The following is a 19,712-nucleotide window of genomic DNA, read 5'->3' on the forward strand; positions in this document are numbered from 1 at the left end:
ATAGATAAAAACTAAAATTTATAGTATGTAAAAGCTGATATATTTAGTTCTATTATTTGTCTTTGGATATTGAATAAGGATGGACACGCTTCAAGATAACCGGTTGCTCAACATTCTTTCGTGTTCATCCTGTTCAATATTAAATTAAAGCAGGGGAGAATTCTGTAAGTTCGCTTTATAGCAAAGGGGCTTAAGAATGTTGAAGGACTTAAAGCATAAGGGATTTAATATCCTGAAGTCTGAAAATAGTGTGGATGATGTTATACAGCGTTTTGTCCCGACAAACGTCCTATGGGCGTTTATGAGCGAATTTAAGGATGTTGAAAACCGTAATCCCTTGATCGAAACAGCCAACGGCAGAACTTTTAATGAAGGGAGCTTCCTTAAAATGAATGCTTATGTGGCTTTGTTTGTTATTATCCTCAACTGTGTTACCCGATAACAAGCGTTTAACATCTGGATAATATTTAGGATTTTATAAAGTCGGATTCAATAGTGATTACAGCTTTTAGTTTCTTGGTAATTCTATGAACTTATCATCAGTCAAATTTCTACAACAACAAGACTGTGGTGTAATCAATATCGCTACGTCAGTTATACAAGGTCACTTGCATTAATGTAGAAGACCTTTCTATTTTTACTATCCAGTCATGGTATTCAAGAATGAGCTCCAATGAGGGCCTTCTCACTATATCTTCTCTTTTCCAGAATTGTGGAACCTTTCGAATAACAATCTAATGTGTTTTACCTAAGACAATTGTAGCACGGTATGACAAGACGAACAAATGCATTTAATATTTGTTGGTAAATAACGAATGTTTTTATTAATTTGTAGTGTAATAATGATGAGATTATGGTAAATATATCGATAGTAAATTTCAAGGATATTCTTCGTTTCAATCAAGAAGCTATTTACGATTTTGAAGAGAGTATTCTGGTCGCAGATGTAGGTATTCGTGATTTGCATATTACTCGCATGTTTCCTATAAGAACATCTTTTTTTATGTTCGTCCTCGTTGAACAAGGCACTATGCGTATTGAGCTCGATTATAGCATTCATCATTTATCCAAACAAGATTTTCTTCTTATCCTACCCGAGCATATCTATCAAAGCATATCAGGTAGCCCAGATACCCGATATCGACTTATTTTTGTAGAACAGGCATATTTTGAGACAATGAACAGGTCAAGAAACGATGTGCTAAAAACTAGTTTTTTAAATATCCGTAAAGATCCTGTTATCCATCTTTCAGAGGAGGAATTTAATGTACTCGCTTCTTGTCATGAAAGACTAGAGCAGCGAATGCCGGCCATACATCATTTCAAGAAAGATATTATTAATGCACTCTTGCTGGAATATGTAATCGAGGCCGAAAACATGATGATAAATCATCATGAACATCAGGTAAAACAAAGTAATTTAACCAGGCAGGATATTATTTTTCATAATTTTTTAACATTATTGAAAAAAGATGTCATCCATCAGCACCATGTATCATTTTACGCTGATAAGCTATATATCACACCCCAGTATTTAGCTTCGGTATTAAAACAGCTTACAGGTAAAGGAACTAAAGATTGGATTGCTGATGCTTTATTGGTTGAAGCAAAGATTATGCTCCAACACTCACAGCAATCTGTACAGCAGATATCCGATGCTCTTAATTTTTACGACCAATCCACATTCGGTAAATTTTTCAAAGCACGTACCGGGCAAACTCCCAAAGCATATCAGAATCTATAATTTTTAACTCCAAGTGTTCACGTACCTTCGATTATTACCAATAATGTACTGTTAATTCACACCTATTACCGTATTGATTTGAGATTTTTGTGTTTTATATATTCCTTCAGTATTAGAAGAGAAATATAGCATAATGAAAGTAAAATATGGAATTGAACGAACAGGAAGTAATTCGTCGTGAGAATCTCGAACAATTACGAGAAATGGGGATAAATCCTTATCCAGCCGCAGAATTTAAGATAAACGCTACGACATCCGATATCAAACAGAGTTTTAAAAAAGATGAGGTTAAACAAGTCACTATTGCTGGCCGTATCATGAGCCGTCGTATGATGGGAAAGGCCGCATTTGTAGAACTGCAGGATCCGTACGGTCGCATTCAGCTTTACATCAACCGTGATGATATCTGCACAGGTGAAAATAAAGATTTATATAACATCGTATTCAAAAAACTATTGGATCTAGGCGATATCATTGGTGTTGAGGGACATGTGTTCAGCACCAAAACTGGTGAGATCTCCATTCATGTAAAGCAATTGCAGATTCTTTCAAAATCACTACGTCCTTTACCCGTTGTAAAACATAAAGAGGGCGTTGCATATGACGCATTTCTTGATCCTGAACAGCGTTACCGTCAACGTTATGTTGATCTTATTGTTAACCATGGAGTCAAAGAAGTTTTCCTTAAAAGAACGAAAATCTTTCAGTCAATGCGCCAGTTTTTCATTACGAAAGGTTATGTAGAAGTTGATACACCAGTTCTTCAGTCCATCCCGGGTGGTGCAAGCGCAAGGCCATTTATTTCTCATCATGAAGCATTAAATATACCCTTATATCTGCGTATTGCCAATGAATTGTACTTGAAAAGATTGATTGTCGGCGGATTTGATGGTGTATTTGAGTTTTCACGTAATTTTCGCAATGAGGGTATGGACCGTACCCATAATCCCGAATTTACCGTCATGGAGATTTATGTCCCTTATAAAGATTACAACTGGATGATGGCATTCACAGAGCAGCTATTGGAAAGGATATGTCTTGAGGTTTTGGGTACAACTGAGGTACTGGTGGGAGATACTGTTATCGATTTTAAAGCACCTTATCGACGAGTAACCATGGCTGGTGCCATACAAGAAAATACGGGTGTTGATATCCGTAATATGACCGAAGAAGAATTACGTCGTACTTGTATTGCCCTCGGCATAGCACAAGATGAAAGTATGGGTAAAGGCAAACTAATAGATGAAATTTTTGGGAAGACCAGCGAAAAGAAATACGTGCAACCGACTTTTATTATTGATTATCCCATAGCAATGTCGCCACTATGTAAAAGTCATCGTGATGATGCCTCATTAACAGAAAGATTTGAGCTTATCGTCAATGGAGTAGAATTATGTAATGCTTATTCGGAATTAAACGATCCGATCGAGCAGCGCTTAAGATTTGAAGAACAACTTCTGCTTCAGAAAAAAGGAGATGATGAGGCTATGTACATTGACCAAGATTTTCTACGTGCATTAGAATATGGTATGCCTCCCACATCTGGGATGGGTATTGGTATGGATAGGCTAACGATGTTACTTACCGGCCAAACGACCATACAAGAAGTATTACTATTTCCGCAGATGAGGCCAGAAGCATGATTTAATTTGTCTTCTGGATAGTCAGTAATGATTACAATATTGTTATTCACGAAATAAGTTTTTAAAAAGTCATAGCCTGAATCAATATGGTCAAACATTATGCGTCTAAAAACAACACCCATTGGTGCATCTGTATTTTCAAGTTCAGTTGCACCTATTTTTTTGCTGTCAAGAATTATGTCGTAAAGTTTTATTGTCATTGCTCGCGTGGATGCAGTTTGGAGGTTTTACCAAGACCGATTTAGTGACTTTGGTAAATGACGAAGGTAACTGGAAAGTATCTCAATCGGTCAATTCTTATAAGTAAGCAAGTTTAATCGATATATTAAGTAGAAGCCATGTCGTAAGATATGGCTTTTTTTGTGTCCGGAAAGCAAGACTAGGTTAACATGTTAATGCTTTTGTTGCTTGCTAGCCGACAGCAAACGTTTAAAAACGACTACAAACGTTTAATAACCGGCTAATAATTTTAGTTTTCCTGATGTTTGCTTAGCAATATTAATTATTTAAGCAAAGCATATTATTATGAAAAAGACAAAAAGTAGCATGGGCAAGTATGTTGGTTTTAGTGGCGACTGGAGCTTTAAATTCTATTTTGGCAGGGAAGAAAATAAGCCGATTTTAATTTTGATTTTTAAATGGGCTGTTTGAGGGAGAGAAAGTTATTCAGGATCTTCATTATCGGCCAGTGGAGCAGGGTGGCGATGTTGAAAATGAGCGTAAGGTTATTTTCGATCTCTATTGTACCGGTATTGATGGGGAGCATTTCATTATAGAGATGCAACAGCTTTATCAAGATTTTTTTAAAGATCGGACCGTTTTTTATACATCCAGGCTTATCAATAAACTTATACCCAGGGGCTATAAGGGAAATACATACGAACTTCCCGAAGTATATTTTATTGGTATCTTAGAATTTGAGTTAGGAGAAACAGAACCGGGAAAGTATTTTTACGATGTTGCTCTTTGCGATAAGCAGAGTAGTCGTGTTTTTTATGAAAAGCTTGGTTACAAGCTCTTAGTATTACCAAATTTTAATAAGAATGAGGTTGATATAAAGACAGATATGGATATGTGGCTATATCTATTGAAAAACATGAGTAAACTTGATAAAATACCTGATTTTTTGGATAAGCGGGTATTTGGTCTTATCTTTGACATAGGCGAAGTCGCAAAATTAACACCGGAGGATAAGATGGCATACGAAGCAAGTTTAAAACATAAGCGTGATGCAGAGAATACCTATTCTACTGCTCAGCGTCTTGGACATGATCGAGGTTTAAAAGAAGGTTTAAAAAAAGGTATTGCTCAAGGCCAACATCAAAATGCTATTGAGACAGCTTTGAAATTTAAAAATATGGGTTTACCTTTAGAACAAATTGCTGAGGGTACCGGCCTTACCGTCGACGAGATTGAAAAACTGAAATAAATCAAATAGGTCATATAAAACACATAAAGCCATTCTGTCAAGAATGGCTTTATGTGTTTTATACCTTCCTTACGGCTTCCCGTATTTTTTGATCAAACCGATCCCCACAGAAAATCCCATATCAACAACAGCTGTTATTGGAGCCAATGCTTTGGGTGCGATCCAGAGTGAGCTTCGCAGATCGTTTGTGGATTCTTCGGGGGGAGCTTCCGCAATTATGAAAACAAACTACAAGAGCTATATAAGAGCTTAGTGGAGTCTTTAAAGCAATATGCACGTAGCTACCGGGCAGATGCCGTTATAGGCTTCAGCGTCAATATTGATGAACTCTCGGGCAAAGGAATCCCAATCGCTTATGATCACCGCTATCGGTACACCTGTATTGCTCAACGAAATTAAACATATACAAGTAGAATCAGTAGGTGGAGATATCGATGGATCTGTTATTAAGAACAAAGTCAAAGCAAGCTTGATCAGGGAATGCAATACCGGTATCTATAACATGGAAAATGCTACAGCCGAGTTTATAGCCACATCCCGATTGACCGAATTTTTACCCTTGCTATTCAAAGGGAAGAATGAAACAGGGGAGGATCAGGTATTTTTCGGTCAACTTCGATCTTTTCATCTGTTTTCCTCCTATTTAGAATTAGTAATTCATCTCTGAATTCTATACTTTTAAAATGTCCAATTTTTTGGAGGAGGTCAGAGGTCAATCTTTTTGAGGGTAAAACGATAGGGAATATGCTAATGTTGCTTTCGGACAAAGACAATATAATCTGTGCTGACCGGCTCAAGACCATTCTTTCTCATCTCTGTTGCTATTTGAGCTCTATGATAGGTTCCGTGATTAAAGGTATGTAGCAATATCTCTTCAATGGAGTTTACAAATTTATCATTTTTAGTGTTTTTATATTGAATGCTATGTTTGTCATAATCGTTGTGTTTTTTGATCTTTTCATCTAAGCCAGCGGAAGCTAAATTATGGTATTGTTCGCATTCCATAATACTATGTTCATCCCAAACGCCTAGGTATGGTTTTTCACCATTTAATCTACTTAACCAGATTATTTGTGCATTAACAATATGACTCATTAGTCGTAAACAGGAGGGAGGAATTATACTTCCTTGAGATTTTATTGTACTGATGACTGATTTATTGGCCCAGTCATTATATAACCATAAATGTTCAATCGGATTTGACATTGTAAATAAATTACTTTGATTTAAATATACGCAATAATTTCTCTAAGAATTCATTTTGTGAGCGGACATCTTATTTACTTTGGGGAGTGACTACTTTAAAAAAGATGGATAGCTTATCATTTTATTATAAATGTGTTATCAAGCCTAGTTGAGTAGGGCTTACCATCGACGAGCTTGAAAAGCTGTATAGCAATATGTCAATTAATCATAGCAAATATTCAAACCTAAATAATAAATTGTAATTTTACAATATATTCAAAATGCAATGGAACAACGTTTTATAGATGTCATTCAGCTAATCAAACAATCTCGTATCAAGGCGATAAAAGCAGTAAATACTGAGCTGATCAATCTATATTAGAATATTGGCGAGTACATTAGTAAGCGCATAGAAACTACTGAATGGGGTCAATCTGTTGTAAAAGAATTGGCACAATATATCCAAAGAACGGAACCAGAAATAAAAGGCTTTTCTGATAAGAACCTTTGGCGTATGAAGCAGTTTTATGAAACCTATAAAGATTTTCCGAAACTCTCAGCACTGTCGAGACAATTAAGTTGGTCGCATAATTTGGCTATATTATCTCGTTGCAAAAGCATAGAAGAAAGAGAATTTTACCTTAATATTTCTAAGTAAGAAAACTATAGTTTTCGTGAATTAGAACGTCAAATATCAACAGGTTATTTTGAACGTACCATGATCGGAAATACAAAACTCTCAACAGTGTTGAGAGAATTTAATTTTGGTATAATTAATGCATTTAAAGATAGTTATATTTTTGATTTTCTGAACCTTCCAGAGCCATATAACGAAAGTGATTTACAAAGAGGTTTAATTCATCAAATGAAAAATTTCATTTTAGAATTAGGAAAAGAATTTTTGTTTATTGCCGAAGAATATAAAATACAAGTTGGGAATAGTGATTTTTATGTTGATTTATTATTTTATCATCGAGGATTACAATGTCTGGTCGCTTTTGAGTTGAAAGCCGACAAGTTTAAACCCGAACATTTAGGACAATTGAATTTCTATCTCGAAGCTCTAGACCGTGATGTAAAAAAAGATAATGAAAATCCTAGTATTGGCGTTTTACTGTGTAAAGATAAAGATAGTGAAGTGGTAGAATATGCTCTAAGCAGAAGCCTTTCACCCACAATGGTTGCCGAATACCAAATGCAATTACCTGATAAAAAATTACTACAGCAAAAACTGCACGAGCTGTTTGAGAATAATCAAACATAACAGCAATAAAATGCAGTGGGAACATGATCATATAAAACGTATAAAGCCATTCTGCCAAGAATGGCTTTATACGTTTTATACCTTACGGCTTCCCGTATTTTTTAATCAAGCCGATAATCACAAAATCCCATTTCAGTAACAGCTGTTATTGGAGCCAATGCTTTGAGTGCAATCCGGAGCGAGCTTTGTCTTGTTTGCTTCGCAGATCCCTTCGGGATTCTTCGGTGGGCGCTCCCGCAAATATGAAAACAAATTACAGGAGCTATATAAGAGCGTAGTATATGCCATCACTATTAAGTAGTACATATATCCTAATTTTTGATTCTTTAGGTCCACGATCTATAGTAGCTGGAAGCCAGTTTACATTATTCGATCTTTACAACTCCCTACGTTGAGATTATCGATTATAACCACAGGTAAATACTTTTAAAGCGCCATTTTGGACTTGTGCAAAAATTTCAATATAGCTTTTCACAATTCGACCTCCTAGTATCCTTGGCTGCCATACAGGTCCAGACTGCTGTAGTGAACGAAGTATTTGGTTGCCTACTTTGTCATTACCCATTAACATTTGCATATTGTTTATATATCCTTTCTGATCAACTATACCTTTAAAAAGATAATGAGTTTCTTTATTTATATTTCTAATGCCAGGAATATCCTTATTTAAATTTTCTTCTAAGACAGCGTTACCCTTTTTGTAACTAGCATTGAATCCTTCATAAGGGATACTGGAAAGTTCACGTTGAACTTTTGTTCCTTTATGCAACCATTCTGTTAGCATGTATTTTAGACTATCTTTTGTCAGTATTGCAGTTATTGTGTAGTTTATAAGTTCATTTTTTTCATCATATTTTTCATCAATTATTTTTAAGTCATATATTGGATAATCTGGTATTTTTAAATTGGGATAGTCTCTTTTTAAAAGGAATAAATCACCTGGAAATTTTAAATAGAAGTAGGATTTTCTATTTTGTCCGGCTTTCTTATTTTCATATTTAAAAAAAAGTTCTATAGGTTCATTTTTGTCGTAGTTAATAATTAAACTATCTAAATCTTGATTTTTTTCAAAATAATCTGAGTGACAATTATTTAATCCGCTAATAGTCAGATCTTTTAGTCTGTGAGATTGAGCAATACAAAAGTTACCATTTAGAAATGTAATGGTAAGTAGTAAAAACAAAAATATTTTCATAAATTTTTGTTCTATATAGTATTTTCGGTTAGTCATATATTAAAAGTTATATTGTGTAATACACAATATTGTAGGAATAAAGATTTGTATCATCACCAGCTGGAATATAATTTTCTGTAAAAGCTGTGAATGATACGTTGTCTTGAATACTATCATTATCCGTTTTTTATGAGTGTAATTATCTGTACCATTTACTATTGCTGAATTTGCTATAAATCGATCCCCTGAAGATTTATATCTGTATCTATATTCCAATGATCAATTTTTGGTCAATGCATTTTAACTTAATTATTATTCAATAATTTCGCTAGTTTTTTTGGTGTACTAATACTCATTGTCCCGTCATCATTTTTTTCTTTTATGAAACATTCATAGTTTCCATTAAAATACCAAAAGAAATCAAGAGTTATATTACCTGGGTCTTCATCAAAACATTGTTCAACTGTCGGATAGATTGTTACGATAACGTCTAAGATATCAGCTTCTGAAATGGGATATAGAAATGCAGTTCCTTTTGTTGGTAAAGCAATCAAAGTTCCAAATTGTCCAATAGTGAAGTCTAAATCTTGTTCAATTAATAATGTATATGAACTTGAAAAGTCGCCATTAAGTAATACAAAGACATCGTATTTATCTTCATATGTGTATTGTTTAATTTCTATTTCTTCTTTTCTTAAGTTATTTTTTGCAATTTCAAATAATTGGATCTCATTTACTTCCCAAAGATGTACTTTGCTTTTTTCTACATAATGAAATTGATCTTCAAAGTCAAAGACTAAAAATGTCAATAAATTGGGATAGCTTTTTTGATAAACGAAATCTTCATTGTTGGGTAAAATATCGTCTGCTTTCAGTAATATTTTAAGAAATTGCGTTGCATAATCAAAATCCTTGTAAAGGTAGGTGTATGCTTTTGATTGGTCTTTTAATTTGCTGAAGTGCGTTTGTATTACAATATCTTGTTCCTCATTATTTACTTGTATGTATTTCCTTAGAAGGTTGTCTAGATAGAAATGTGCTTCTAGGCTGTTTTCTTTTTCATACACAATGTCGCCATTGTTAAAACTTACAACTTTATAACCTAGATACTTAAGTGTTAACAGACATTTCTTCAGAAAGATTTCATAAGATTTTTCGTCTATAAGGTTTGAGTAATCTTCAGGAAGAATGGTTCTCTTTTTAAAAATATTAAACATTGTCTATTTTTGCGATCAGTTTTAAATTAATGCCAAGAACAATGTTGGTGAAACAGAACTTTACATTACCCTTGTCACTTACTCATGTATTGGTAAAACTAATATATAAAAAAATGATCAATGTTCGTAAAAACTAATATAACACTCACATAACACAAAATTTATTTATGTTTCTTCTTGTCTTAAATCCCAACTCTTCAAATCTGATGATAAATGAATCAAATGCAAGGATGAGGAATAGTTTTTTCGCAGGAATAGGCATTTTCGTAAACGTTTACAGTTTTATTGACTGTCACTAAATCCTCAATCTTTCCTTTAAAAAATCAATCCTTACATTATATTTGGCTAAATATTTTAGTCTTGTAATTCAGTTGTTTATCAGATTGTATAAATTTCACACGTATTTTAGCTAAATATGTTAGTATATTTGATCGAGTATTTATACCTTTAAAGTATAAACAACAGACGGGATAGAGATGATTTTTTAGGAAATGGAACGGAATATAGTGCATTGTGATCTTGACACATTTTTTGTGTCCGTAGAGCGTTTGCTCAACGTAGGGCTGGTGGATAAACCTGTGCTTATCGGTGGGACTTCCGACCGGGGTGTGGTCGCATCCTGCTCGTACGAAGCCCGTAAGTATGGCGTACACAGTGCCATGCCCATGCGGCTGGCCTTGCGTATGTGTCCAGAAGCCATCATTGTCAGGGGTGATCATGACCTGTACAGTCATTATTCCTCCATGGTCACCGAGATTATCGAAGAGGTGACACCTGTGGTTGAAAAAGCCAGTATCGATGAGCATTATCTCGACGTGACCGGTATGGACCGCTTCTTTGGATGCTGGCAGTGGACACAGGAATTGCGACAGCGTATTATAAAAGAAACAGGATTACCTATCAGCTTTGGACTGTCCGTCAATAAAACCGTCAGCAAGATCGCTACGGGTCAGGCCAAACCATCCGGTGAACTGTTTGTCAACAGTGGTACCGAAAAAGGCTTTTTGGCACCGCTTTCTATCCGGAAAATCCCGATGGTAGGCGAGAAATCCTACACGTTGCTCCGCAATATGGGCATCAGCAAGATCGGCACCCTGCAGCAGATGGAAGCCTTCACCATGAAACATGTGATGGGGGAGAACGGAGTTACCATCTGGCGTAAAGCAAACGGGCTCGACGATTCTCTTGTACTTCCATTTCGGGAGCAGAAATCCATGAGCAAGGAAACAACCTTTCAGCAGGATACCATTGATATGGATCTGCTGCGCCGAACACTGATCGGTATGGTCGATACCCTTGCATTTGAGCTTCGCAAAGATCAGAAACTCACCAGTAGTATCACCCTCAAAATCCGTTACAGCAATTTCGATACCCATACCCAGCAGGTCAAAGTAGCCTTCACCAACTCGGATAAGCTAATTACCGAAAAAGTAATGGCACTATTTAAAAAGCTGTACAGCCGGCGCATGCTTATCCGCCTCATCGGAATCAAGTTTTCTAACCTCATCTACGGCGCCTATCAGACCGATCTGTTCAATGACAGCAGTGACGAAGTCAACCTGCTACAGGCTATGGACAAGATCCGCTTACGCTACGGTAGCCAGTACCTGATGAAAGGCATCTGCGCTCCAGAACCACCATTAAGGAAAGGAGGTGACCATGCTCCTTAATCTGCACAGTTACTATAGCCTTAGACATGGCACCTTAAGTCTCGACGAACTGTTGGAAGGCATGCTCGCCAATGGTTATGACACCGCCGTGCTCACCGATATCAACAACAGTACCGGTTCCATAGACTTTATCCGAAAAGGCCAGCAGGCAGGACTCAATATTCTGGCCGGCATGGAATTCCGTCAGGACGACACCTGCTGTTTCGTCGCCATTGCGCAGAATGAGCGGGGCTTTAGCGAGATCAATGCCTACCGTACACAGCTCAATCTTGAGAACGCAAAAGTTCCATTGCAGGCACCGGAGTTCAAGGAAGTATTTATCATCTATCCCTTGCGGCTCATGGGCAGTTTTGCTCTGAAAGACTACGAATATATTGGTATCCGTCCGTCGGAGCGGAGCAAGGCCATCCTGATGGATAAGCAGTTGCTTTCTAAAGCCGTTATACTTGCCCCGGTGACATTCCGCACGGCAGATCATACCTTTCATCGTCAGCTCAGAGCTATTGATCACAATCTGCTTATCTCACAGCTCTCGGACGAACAAGTAGCACCTGTCGATGAAGTCTTTGTACCCAAAGCACGGCTGATGAAAATCTATGCCGATCTGCCACAGCTCTTGAACAACACCCATAGGCTGTTGGCACAATGCCGCTTTCAGATGGATTTCCAGAGCGTGAAGAACAAGGCCACTTTTACCGGAAATCGCTACAATGATAAACAGCTGCTCCTCAAATATACCGGAGATGGATTCGAACACCGCTATGCCAAGAACGACCCCGTAGCCCGGGAACGTATAGCACGCGAACTCGAGATCATCGAACAGCTCAATTTTTCCAGTTACTTTCTCATCACCGATGATATCTGCCGTTATGCCCGTCATCGCGATTACCATTACGTAGGTCGCGGTTCCGGAGCCAATTCCGCAGTTGCTTACTGCTTAGGTATCACCGATGTCGATCCCATTGCCCTCAAATTACCTTTCGAACGTTTCCTAAATCCCAAAAGGAAAAGTCCACCCGATTTTGATGTTGACTTTAGTTGGCGGGACCGTGACGATATGTACGACTATATTTTCAACCGTTATCAGCACGGCTATACCGCCCTGATGGGAGCCATGAGCACCTTTCGGTCACGGAGCATCCTGCGTGAACTCGGCAAAGTCTATGGTCTTCCCAAATCCGAAATTGACCGTCTGGTACATGAGCCCGAGCATATGCTCAATAAAAATGAAGTGACCAATACCATCTTGAGCGTCTACAACCGTATGGCCGATTTTCCCAATCAGCGAACCATCCACGCCTCCGGAGTGCTTATTTCCGAACAGCCATTGGTCAGTTATTGTGCGCTCGACTATCCGCCGAAAGGACTGCCGACCATGCAGTTTGATATGTATGTTGCCGAAGAAATCGGATTTGAAAAATTCGATATCCTATCCCAACGCGGTATCGGTCATATTAAAGACTGCCGGGAGATCGTGCATGCCAATCAGGGCATCACGATTGATACCCGTCAGCCAAAACGTTTTTTCGAAGACCCCCATATCGCCCAGCAGCTTCGCTCTGCCAATACCATCGGCTGTTTTTATATCGAGAGCCCCGCCATGCGGCAGCTGCTCACCAAACTGCATTGTGACGATTACCTTACGCTCGTTGCCGCATCCTCGATCATCCGGCCAGGAGTGTCCAGTAGCGGGATGATGGCTGCCTTTATCCAGCGGCACCATGACCCCAGTCAGGTGGTATATCCGCATCCCGTATTCAAAGAGCAGCTGGAAGAAACCTATGGCGTCATGGTTTACCAGGAAGACGTGATGAAGATCGCCAATGCTTACGGTGGGCTGGATATGGCCGATGCCGATGTCCTCCGTCGTATGATGTCCGGTAAATACCGAAGCAAAGATCACCTCATCGAGATCGAGGGGAAGTATTTTGACAACTGCAGAGCAAAGGGGTATGACGAAAAAGTCAGCCGGGAGATCTGGCGTCAGATGGAGAGTTTCGCAGGATACTCGTTCAACAAAGCACATTCCGCCTCCTTTGCTGTCGAGAGTTATCAGAGTCTCTACCTCAAGACCTACTTTCCACTCGAATTTATGGTCAGCGTGCTCAACAATTATGGCGGTTTCTATAACCGCAAAGTCTATGTCAACGAAGCCCGTGTCGCGGGTGCTACCATCTGTCTGCCCTGTATCAACCGGTCGGAGTATCAGACCAGCATTCATGGGAGCGATATCTATCTCGGTTTTGACTACATGCAGCACGTAGAATCCAAACAAGTTGAACGATTGATAGAAGAACGCACACGTAATGGACTTTACCAGAATCTTGAGCAGTTTATCAGACGTACAGGTACTGGGCTCGAGCAGTTGATCATTCTTATCCGTATCGGTGCATTTCGCAGTTTTGGTAGCAGTAAGAAAGAACTCCTTTGGGAAGCACATCTTTTGCTGAACAAGCACACAAAAGCGAGTCCAAGTGCCGAACTGTTTGAATCCAATAGCCGTAAACCCGTTTTGCCACCTTTGGATAGCCATATCCTGGAGGACTATTATGATGAGATGGAACTTATTGGTTTTTGTGTCAGCGGTACGCTGTTTGATCTTGCCCGGAGTGATTTTCGAGGCGATGTGCAGAGTCGTGAACTGATGGATCATGTCGGTCGGACCGTTCGTATGGTAGGCGATTTTGTGGCCGAAAAGTTTGTGAAGACAAAGCGTGGTGAACTGATGAAATTCGGGACCTTCCTGGATATCGAAGGCAAGTTTTTCGACACCGTGCATTTTCCGCCCACGTTGGCACAATATCCTTTAAGAGGAGCCGGCATTTACCTCATCGAAGGGAAGGTCGTGCAGGAGTTTGGCTGTCCGTCACTGGAAGTGATCCGCTGTGCCAAGATGCCCCTTAAGCCAGACCCGCGGAGTATATAGCAGTTCAAACTATAAAACATATGGGAATGAGCAGCATATAATACTGGTGTCTTATTCGAAAGTTTGTTGGTAGATACGAAAGAGATATACAATTAAAATAAATTGCACCAGGGATAACCCTTTATTTTATCTCCATACGATTGTGATGGACAAATAAAAATTATAATTTTTCAAGGTGTATCTTTAATAAATCAAGTATAGTTTGTAAATCAATCTGTCCACTGTAGTAAAGTGCATTGCTTTTAATATACAGTTGATTGAGATGTTCTTTTACTTTACTATCTTCTAATAAAAAAGCTTCATTTTGTGCAATTGGAATAGCAAAATCCAAATTAGGGAATCTACGCTTTTTATGAGCTAAATATTCGGGGGTTCCAATGAAATCTATTACTACTTGTTGATTAAGAAGTTGATAAACATCATAATATTGACGCATAAAATTCACTTGGTTGTCTCCTGAACTTTGCATATTCCTAAATTTTGTCGCTATTGTTTGCAGTTTTTCTACAAAAGTATAACACATATCATAACATGCAACTTGTAGCGCTCTATTATCTGTTAAATCAATCGATGCTTGTACCGCTTTCTCAAATGCCCATGATGATATATCTATAGGACTATTTGGGGCTACATTATCAAATCCTACTTCTAACAGAATACCCTGTTTTAATCCTGGCAATTCGTTAAAAAAGGAATTGTAAATTAACCTAATTCCTCCACTTCGGTAATATTGAGTATCATCAAAAACAGTATCCCTTTCAACGCCTATTATTCCATCTATTTTTATTTGATCGGCTAAGCTTTCATAGAAAGCTAATCTTTTTGCAACATTTTTTGGATTGGTATTTTTCGGATTTTCATTTATTCCCAAAGCAGCAGCGGAGTGGATATGTATGTCAATATCTTCTGAAAATCTATCAATTATTTTATAAGCTTTAGATAGGGAAGTACCGCCTTTTAATTCAAATTGAAAGCCTAGTATTTGAAGACCATATAAGCAGTGCATAATCCAATAATCCTTTTCGATCAGTATCGGATCAATTGCTCGTATTTCAGATTCTGCCAGGATAAGATCTTTGAAGTTCTTGTGCTGATGTAGATACATAGTTCTATACTAGTTCATTTATTATTTTTTTAGCTTTTATAGAGCCATATCTATCTGCATTCTTTTTAAGAAGCTCTTTATTAAATTGCTGTACCCTTGACTTTAGATTATGTAATAGGGTTTGCTCGTCTTCTTCCAAGCTTTTTAAATTGTTTAATAAATCAATAACTAAGTATTCGGATGAAAGCTGTTTTGGAAATTTGGACTTACGTCTAAACTGATAAACTTTATTTCCAAGTTTGACATCTTCATGCTTTTTATGATTATATATACTTTTACTATTATACAATTGTGTTGTTCCCAATCCTATTGAATTGTAATAATTGGGAGATGTTATTAAAAAATCATCACCTTTCAGATATTTCTTTATGACATCTTTCTCTTCGGGAACCGAATCTCCAAAAACTGTTTTTTTAGGAGCATAGTATAAGCCTTGAGCTAGTTTTTTAAGACTACCTTCTTGCACTAGGATAGCTAGATCACGATCTATTGATTTTGATGATTTTGCCAAATCCTCTCTACGATAGACTTGTCCTTTTCGTATTGATTTTTTTAAATTATCCAACTTATACATGAATCAAATGTATGAAATAAAATTCAAATTTCATGCAAAAATATTTATATTTTCATTTTTAAAATGTTTTTAAGTTGTTGTTTTCAAGTGTTCTATATTGTGGGTGATCCGCTGTGCCAAGATGCCCCTTAAGCCAGATCCACGGAGCATATAGCGGTAAATGCCGTGAAATTTCTATTGATATTCCTTATATTCGTATCAACAACACGATACCGTTATGCTATACATTCCATTTGAACAACTCACCCGTGGTACCTTTCAGGAATTTCTGAAACAGGGCTATCGTCAGTGTTTGTATTAATTAAACTTCACAGATAACTTTGTTATAATCAATTCCAAGAAATGGGAATATGATAGTTTTGTAAGCAATTCTTCAGACTTTATGAGGTCAGAATTAAACTGTTGATGCACAGATTTTTGATATGTATCGTTTTCAAAATTAATGTTTTGTAATTGGTCAGACACTGTCTGACTAATTAGATAACCTTTGTAGCAGATACGCTCCATTGGGATCTTTTTCAAAGTATTGTTGCCAGAAAGACTACATTGTTGCTCCAGTTCTAAAATCTTATTTAAACCTTATAAATTCAAAACCAGATACAATTGAGTCATCCATAAATGATATTAATCAAAAGTTTATATTGAAAAATCTGTACGCAGACTAAACCGTCATTTTCTTATATTCGTATCAAGAACGCAATACCGCTATGCTTTACAATCCATTCGAACAACTCACCCGTAGTACCTTTCAGGAATTTCTGGAACAGGGCTACCGTGATTTTGTACTGCAGCGGTTTGAGTGGCCCGATGTTCTCAAAGGAACAGGTTTTCTCCTTTCGCCATATTGGTCAGCCGAAGAAGCTCATGCCCATGCTGCAGAACTGGGGCCTAAGGAAGGGAAAGCCATACAGATGCCGGCAGATGCCCATAGCATACAGCAGTTATTGGAAACCAATTCCGGTTATCGCATCTTCAACAACCGCTTTCGAGAAGAAAAGTGGGACAAGCGCATGTTGCGCATGTATGAAAGCAAGATTGTCGGTTACCTCCGTAACCAGACCACTTTCAAAAGGAAAGATCCGATCGATATCCTCTTTACCCTCGAACATGGCCGCGTATGGGCGATCATTACCGATGGTAAGACACAAAAAAAAGTCAGGGCTATGGAACTCATCAGTTAATAGCCACAGACAAAAACAAATGAATACATCACCGTGTTTAACAAGAAACATACTATCAATATAAAGAACTATGTGCTGGGACATATCACTTCATACCGATCTTGAAATCGTCAAGAAAGCATTCCCTAAGTTACGGGACGAACGCAAACAGCTCGAATACGACTACCGTTATTTTGAAAATGTGCAGGCCATTACCTTTCCCGCATATCCCATTATATACAAAGACAAAGAAGGCGAGGAGCTGGGCTTACTTGAAATGGAGTGGGGCGTATTGCCCACCTACATCAAGGACCCCAAAGAACAGGAAGACCGCCGCCGCAATATGATCAATGTGCGGAGCGAGCGAATCCTTGCCGATAGCAAGTCGTATTGGCATAGACTCAAAAATCAACGTTGTCTTATCCCCGTATCCGGTACCTTTGAGCACCGTAAAGTACACGGATGGAAGAAGAAAGTACCCTATTTCATTGGAGAGAAAGGAAGAGAAATCTTCTATATCCCAGGATTGTATCAATGGCATGAGATCGTTGATCAGGAAGGAGAGATCCATAAAATAGGAAGCTTTGGTATGCTCACACGTGAAGCCAATACCGTGATGGGCCAGATCCATAACGATGGGCCGAACAAAAGGCGCATGCCCTTATTCTTAACACCTGAACTCGAGCAGCAATGGCTATCCGCCAAAGATGAAGAAGCGCTGATACCTATTTTCAATTACGAAATCTCCGATCAGGAACTGGATTATTATCCCGTTTACACTTTAAGAGGATATCCCAACAGGCCAGATGGCAAGCATCGGTACGAACCCTATCAATGGTCAGATCTTCCGCCTTTAGGACAGGATGGACCCATACAGCAAAGTTTGTTTTAGTGATATGTGTAAGATCTTATGAAGTTTGTCCCCCTGAGCAGAATTATACTATTAGAATTAAAGCGTAACGGTTATAACATTTTAACATCTAAAAATACAGTTGACGACGAAAACCCGACATGGTATCCGTTAACTGTTCCAGATGTTGATGATTATTTGTTACACCTAGATTGTAGTGGAAGCATTGTTCCTCTGGAAGAGCAAGCGCTATTGGTCATTGACGATGCACTTGTCAATATAGATGAGGGGCAACTTTTAGGAGAAGTATTTATAGAAATAGATCATTTAGAAGAATTGGAGTATAAGATCCAGTTTTACGGCAAGCAGTATAAGTTTATCTCCAATCCAGAATATTATGTTTTTTCATTCGATCCAAAGCGGGTCTTAATACGCAATTATGTCTTACGTACAGGCAATCATCTTCTGTATTTAGCTTATATTGGCGTAAATTATCCCACCCATATCATCGATGAGATGCGAGATCTTGAAGATCTAACCCGTTCCCTGATCTGCCTAGATCAAGAACAGGCAAGAGAATGGTTTAATAAACATGATGTTACTATGGTACAGTCAGATATCTCGATATATGACAAGGATGCTATTTTAACCATTTTTTTACTTGGAACGGATCAACAAATAACGATTCCTTTAGAAGAGAAAGATGAGCTGGTTTATAATTTGATGGATACAGAAGAACTACTGCAACTCCGTGACCTATTTTGGATAGATCCGAGGACCGAATTTCTTTAGCCAACTAAAATAATAACAGTAAAAAGACTCTTTTCACAAATGTTTAGGTTCAGGCGAGCTGAAGAGCAAAGTTTTGTCTAAATATTTTAGATTGATGTGATGAAGGTCAGGTTACTTTGAAAGTTAAAAATTTGAGAATAGTAAATGGTTAGTACGACGTTTGTAATTTCTAAAGCAAGTTTGTAGATATAGAGGAAATTATAATGATCTCATTTTAGAAGCCATCTTACTTGTAGATCAATTTTTGAATAAATACTATTTTTTTGTCCGCCAAATTCCAAGTTGAAACTTCTTGATCTACCAAATTTTTATGCTTTTTACTGATATCCCGCAAAGAATTACCGATTGATCTGCGTAAATATTCATTATCGTCTGACCTAAATTTTGCAATCAGTTTAATGGCATTTCCAGGATTCTCTTTGAAGTAGGGTCTGTTTGTCCAAATTCTTAATCCTTCGATAACGGCTCTTTTTACATTGGGATTATCATCGCTGATCCATTTTTCAATTTTGGGCAAAGATTTCTGATAGCCAATAGTGTGACAGTAATAATCAAATGCTTTGGCTAACATTTCCTGTACTCTCCAGCTAACATCCGTTGCAACTTTAGTCTCAAGGATTTCAAGTGCCTTTTCATATTCAACTGACAATTGCCCTAAAAGATAAGTCGCCAACATTCTGATCTGATAAGCGTCATCATCTAGCAGCTTTTTTGCAAATTCCAAATGATTGATTGAAATGTTCTTTAATATAAGATCACCTGCTTCAATGATATGTTTGAAGCCGTGTTCAATACTTTTTAATTTTTCAATGTTTGCATCCATTGTTTTTAATGTAAATAATTTCTACTTATAAATTCATTAGTTATTAATCCTTAACAGCCGATTATTTTTTCATCTTTTATCAAGAGATACCACTAAAGCAGGGATTGTATCACATTTACACTGTTGGAAATATGATCTTCATAAATTACTGTTGAA

General features: G+C 37.6%; 20 protein-coding genes. 14 read left to right on the forward strand and 6 right to left on the reverse strand.

From position 1 onward, the window contains the following. The first annotated feature begins 196 nt into the window (after positions 1–196). The 7 genes from WH188_RS25905 to WH188_RS25930 all read left to right on the forward strand — a co-directional run bounded on the left by WH188_RS25905 (position 197) and on the right by WH188_RS25930 (position 5,483). Positions 197–442 carry a hypothetical protein gene (locus WH188_RS25905; protein ID WP_339424844.1) on the forward strand — a complete coding sequence of 82 codons (246 nt, stop codon included), beginning with the start codon at positions 197–199 and terminating at the stop codon, positions 440–442. A 411-nt stretch (positions 443–853) separates the two neighbouring features. Further along, complete coding sequence (locus WH188_RS25910) at positions 854–1,744, forward strand: helix-turn-helix domain-containing protein (RefSeq protein WP_339424845.1); 891 nt, start codon at positions 854–856, stop codon at positions 1,742–1,744. A gap of 146 nt (positions 1,745–1,890) precedes the next feature. Further along, a complete protein-coding gene (gene lysS / locus WH188_RS25915) occupies positions 1,891–3,387 on the forward strand; it encodes a lysine--tRNA ligase (protein ID WP_339424846.1) in 1,497 nt (498 codons plus the stop codon). A gap of 643 nt (positions 3,388–4,030) precedes the next feature. Next, the gene (locus WH188_RS25920) at positions 4,031–4,816 is read left to right on the forward strand and encodes an Rpn family recombination-promoting nuclease/putative transposase (protein ID WP_084825554.1); all 786 of its coding nucleotides are present in this window, start codon (positions 4,031–4,033) and stop codon (positions 4,814–4,816) included. A 43-nt stretch (positions 4,817–4,859) separates the two neighbouring features. Further along, a complete protein-coding gene (locus tag WH188_RS25925) occupies positions 4,860–5,069 on the forward strand; it encodes a hypothetical protein (protein ID WP_132767916.1) in 210 nt (69 codons plus the stop codon). Further along, on the forward strand, positions 4,997–5,215 hold the full coding sequence (locus WH188_RS26380) for a heavy metal-binding domain-containing protein (protein ID WP_430981176.1): 219 nt from the start codon (positions 4,997–4,999) through the stop codon (positions 5,213–5,215). The genes WH188_RS25925 and WH188_RS26380 overlap by 73 nt, the downstream gene beginning before the upstream one ends. Beyond that, a complete protein-coding gene (locus WH188_RS25930; RefSeq protein ID WP_168126469.1) occupies positions 5,139–5,483 on the forward strand; it encodes a hypothetical protein in 345 nt (114 codons plus the stop codon). The genes WH188_RS26380 and WH188_RS25930 overlap by 77 nt, the downstream gene beginning before the upstream one ends. 80 nt (positions 5,484–5,563) lie before the next feature. Here the strand turns inward: WH188_RS25930 and WH188_RS25935 are convergent, their stop codons facing one another. Further along, entirely contained in the window at positions 5,564–6,022 is a 459-nt protein-coding gene (locus WH188_RS25935) for a DinB family protein (protein WP_021191454.1), read from the reverse strand. 364 nt (positions 6,023–6,386) lie between these two features. On the opposite strand from WH188_RS25935, the gene WH188_RS25940 reads away from it, so the two are divergent. Then, entirely contained in the window at positions 6,387–6,659 is a 273-nt protein-coding gene (locus WH188_RS25940; RefSeq protein WP_339424862.1) for a DUF1016 N-terminal domain-containing protein, read from the forward strand. A 60-nt stretch (positions 6,660–6,719) separates the two neighbouring features. Next, positions 6,720–7,265 carry a PDDEXK nuclease domain-containing protein gene (locus WH188_RS25945; protein WP_339424847.1) on the forward strand — a complete coding sequence of 182 codons (546 nt, stop codon included), beginning with the start codon at positions 6,720–6,722 and terminating at the stop codon, positions 7,263–7,265. Positions 7,266–7,662: 397 nt separating this feature from the next. Here the strand turns inward: WH188_RS25945 and WH188_RS25950 are convergent, their stop codons facing one another. Continuing rightward, positions 7,663–8,496, reverse strand: coding sequence for a hypothetical protein (locus WH188_RS25950; protein WP_021190527.1), 834 nt, complete (start codon positions 8,494–8,496; stop codon positions 7,663–7,665). Positions 8,497–8,744: 248 nt separating this feature from the next. Further along, complete coding sequence (locus WH188_RS25955; RefSeq protein ID WP_339424848.1) at positions 8,745–9,656, reverse strand: hypothetical protein; 912 nt, start codon at positions 9,654–9,656, stop codon at positions 8,745–8,747. Between the two features lie 491 nt (positions 9,657–10,147). Between WH188_RS25955 and dinB the strand changes: the two genes are divergently transcribed. Continuing rightward, complete coding sequence (dinB, locus tag WH188_RS25960; protein WP_339424849.1) at positions 10,148–11,326, forward strand: DNA polymerase IV; 1,179 nt, start codon at positions 10,148–10,150, stop codon at positions 11,324–11,326. Then, complete coding sequence (locus tag WH188_RS25965; protein ID WP_339424850.1) at positions 11,316–14,252, forward strand: DNA polymerase III subunit alpha; 2,937 nt, start codon at positions 11,316–11,318, stop codon at positions 14,250–14,252. The genes dinB and WH188_RS25965 overlap by 11 nt, the downstream gene beginning before the upstream one ends. Before the next feature lie 160 nt (positions 14,253–14,412). Here the strand turns inward: WH188_RS25965 and WH188_RS25970 are convergent, their stop codons facing one another. Both WH188_RS25970 and WH188_RS25975 read right to left on the reverse strand, forming a co-directional pair. After that, positions 14,413–15,258: a nucleotidyl transferase AbiEii/AbiGii toxin family protein gene (locus tag WH188_RS25970; protein ID WP_339424851.1), complete on the reverse strand. Its 846-nt coding sequence runs from the start codon at positions 15,256–15,258 to the stop codon at positions 14,413–14,415. 103 nt (positions 15,259–15,361) lie between these two features. Beyond that, positions 15,362–15,931, reverse strand: a complete 570-nt coding sequence (locus tag WH188_RS25975) for a DUF6088 family protein (RefSeq protein WP_132767928.1) — start codon at positions 15,929–15,931, stop codon at positions 15,362–15,364. A 707-nt stretch (positions 15,932–16,638) separates the two neighbouring features. Here WH188_RS25975 and WH188_RS25980 point away from each other — a divergent pair. The 3 genes from WH188_RS25980 to WH188_RS25990 all read left to right on the forward strand — a co-directional run bounded on the left by WH188_RS25980 (position 16,639) and on the right by WH188_RS25990 (position 18,733). Further along, complete coding sequence (locus WH188_RS25980) at positions 16,639–17,112, forward strand: hypothetical protein (RefSeq protein WP_339424852.1); 474 nt, start codon at positions 16,639–16,641, stop codon at positions 17,110–17,112. A 70-nt stretch (positions 17,113–17,182) separates the two neighbouring features. Beyond that, positions 17,183–17,983 (forward strand): SOS response-associated peptidase, encoded by an 801-nt coding sequence (locus tag WH188_RS25985; RefSeq protein WP_339424853.1) that lies wholly within the window; start codon positions 17,183–17,185, stop codon positions 17,981–17,983. 18 nt (positions 17,984–18,001) lie between these two features. Next, positions 18,002–18,733: a hypothetical protein gene (locus tag WH188_RS25990; RefSeq protein ID WP_339424854.1), complete on the forward strand. Its 732-nt coding sequence runs from the start codon at positions 18,002–18,004 to the stop codon at positions 18,731–18,733. Between the two features lie 226 nt (positions 18,734–18,959). Here the strand turns inward: WH188_RS25990 and WH188_RS25995 are convergent, their stop codons facing one another. Further along, complete coding sequence (locus tag WH188_RS25995) at positions 18,960–19,556, reverse strand: DNA alkylation repair protein (protein ID WP_339424855.1); 597 nt, start codon at positions 19,554–19,556, stop codon at positions 18,960–18,962. Between the last annotated feature and the right edge of the window lie 156 nt (positions 19,557–19,712).

Source organism: Sphingobacterium sp. MYb388 (assembly GCF_037479535.1).
Lineage (GTDB): Bacteria > Bacteroidota > Bacteroidia > Sphingobacteriales > Sphingobacteriaceae > Sphingobacterium > Sphingobacterium anhuiense.

What these genes read in the sequence shown, in the direction of transcription:
- WH188_RS25935 (WP_021191454.1), bottom strand. Translation starts at nt 6,022, where the DNA reads ATGTCAAATCCGATTGAACATTTATGGTTATATAATGACTGGGCCAAT.
- WH188_RS25950 (WP_021190527.1), bottom strand. Translation starts at nt 8,496, where the DNA reads ATGACTAACCGAAAATACTATATAGAACAAAAATTTATGAAAATATTT.
- WH188_RS25925 (WP_132767916.1), top strand. Translation starts at nt 4,860, where the DNA reads ATGGCTTTATGTGTTTTATACCTTCCTTACGGCTTCCCGTATTTTTTG.
- WH188_RS25970 (WP_339424851.1), bottom strand. Translation starts at nt 15,258, where the DNA reads ATGCACTGCTTATATGGTCTTCAAATACTAGGCTTTCAATTTGAATTA.
- lysS (WP_339424846.1), top strand. Translation starts at nt 1,891, where the DNA reads ATGGAATTGAACGAACAGGAAGTAATTCGTCGTGAGAATCTCGAACAA.
- WH188_RS25945 (WP_339424847.1), top strand. Translation starts at nt 6,720, where the DNA reads ATGATCGGAAATACAAAACTCTCAACAGTGTTGAGAGAATTTAATTTT.
- WH188_RS25995 (WP_339424855.1), bottom strand. Translation starts at nt 19,556, where the DNA reads ATGGATGCAAACATTGAAAAATTAAAAAGTATTGAACACGGCTTCAAA.
- WH188_RS25980 (WP_339424852.1), top strand. Translation starts at nt 16,639, where the DNA reads ATGCTTTACAATCCATTCGAACAACTCACCCGTAGTACCTTTCAGGAA.
- WH188_RS25910 (WP_339424845.1), top strand. Translation starts at nt 854, where the DNA reads ATGGTAAATATATCGATAGTAAATTTCAAGGATATTCTTCGTTTCAAT.
- WH188_RS25905 (WP_339424844.1), top strand. Translation starts at nt 197, where the DNA reads ATGTTGAAGGACTTAAAGCATAAGGGATTTAATATCCTGAAGTCTGAA.
- WH188_RS25965 (WP_339424850.1), top strand. Translation starts at nt 11,316, where the DNA reads ATGCTCCTTAATCTGCACAGTTACTATAGCCTTAGACATGGCACCTTA.
- WH188_RS25985 (WP_339424853.1), top strand. Translation starts at nt 17,183, where the DNA reads ATGTGCTGGGACATATCACTTCATACCGATCTTGAAATCGTCAAGAAA.
- WH188_RS25955 (WP_339424848.1), bottom strand. Translation starts at nt 9,656, where the DNA reads ATGTTTAATATTTTTAAAAAGAGAACCATTCTTCCTGAAGATTACTCA.
- WH188_RS25930 (WP_168126469.1), top strand. Translation starts at nt 5,139, where the DNA reads ATGAACTCTCGGGCAAAGGAATCCCAATCGCTTATGATCACCGCTATC.
- WH188_RS25990 (WP_339424854.1), top strand. Translation starts at nt 18,002, where the DNA reads ATGAAGTTTGTCCCCCTGAGCAGAATTATACTATTAGAATTAAAGCGT.
- WH188_RS25975 (WP_132767928.1), bottom strand. Translation starts at nt 15,931, where the DNA reads ATGTATAAGTTGGATAATTTAAAAAAATCAATACGAAAAGGACAAGTC.
- dinB (WP_339424849.1), top strand. Translation starts at nt 10,148, where the DNA reads ATGGAACGGAATATAGTGCATTGTGATCTTGACACATTTTTTGTGTCC.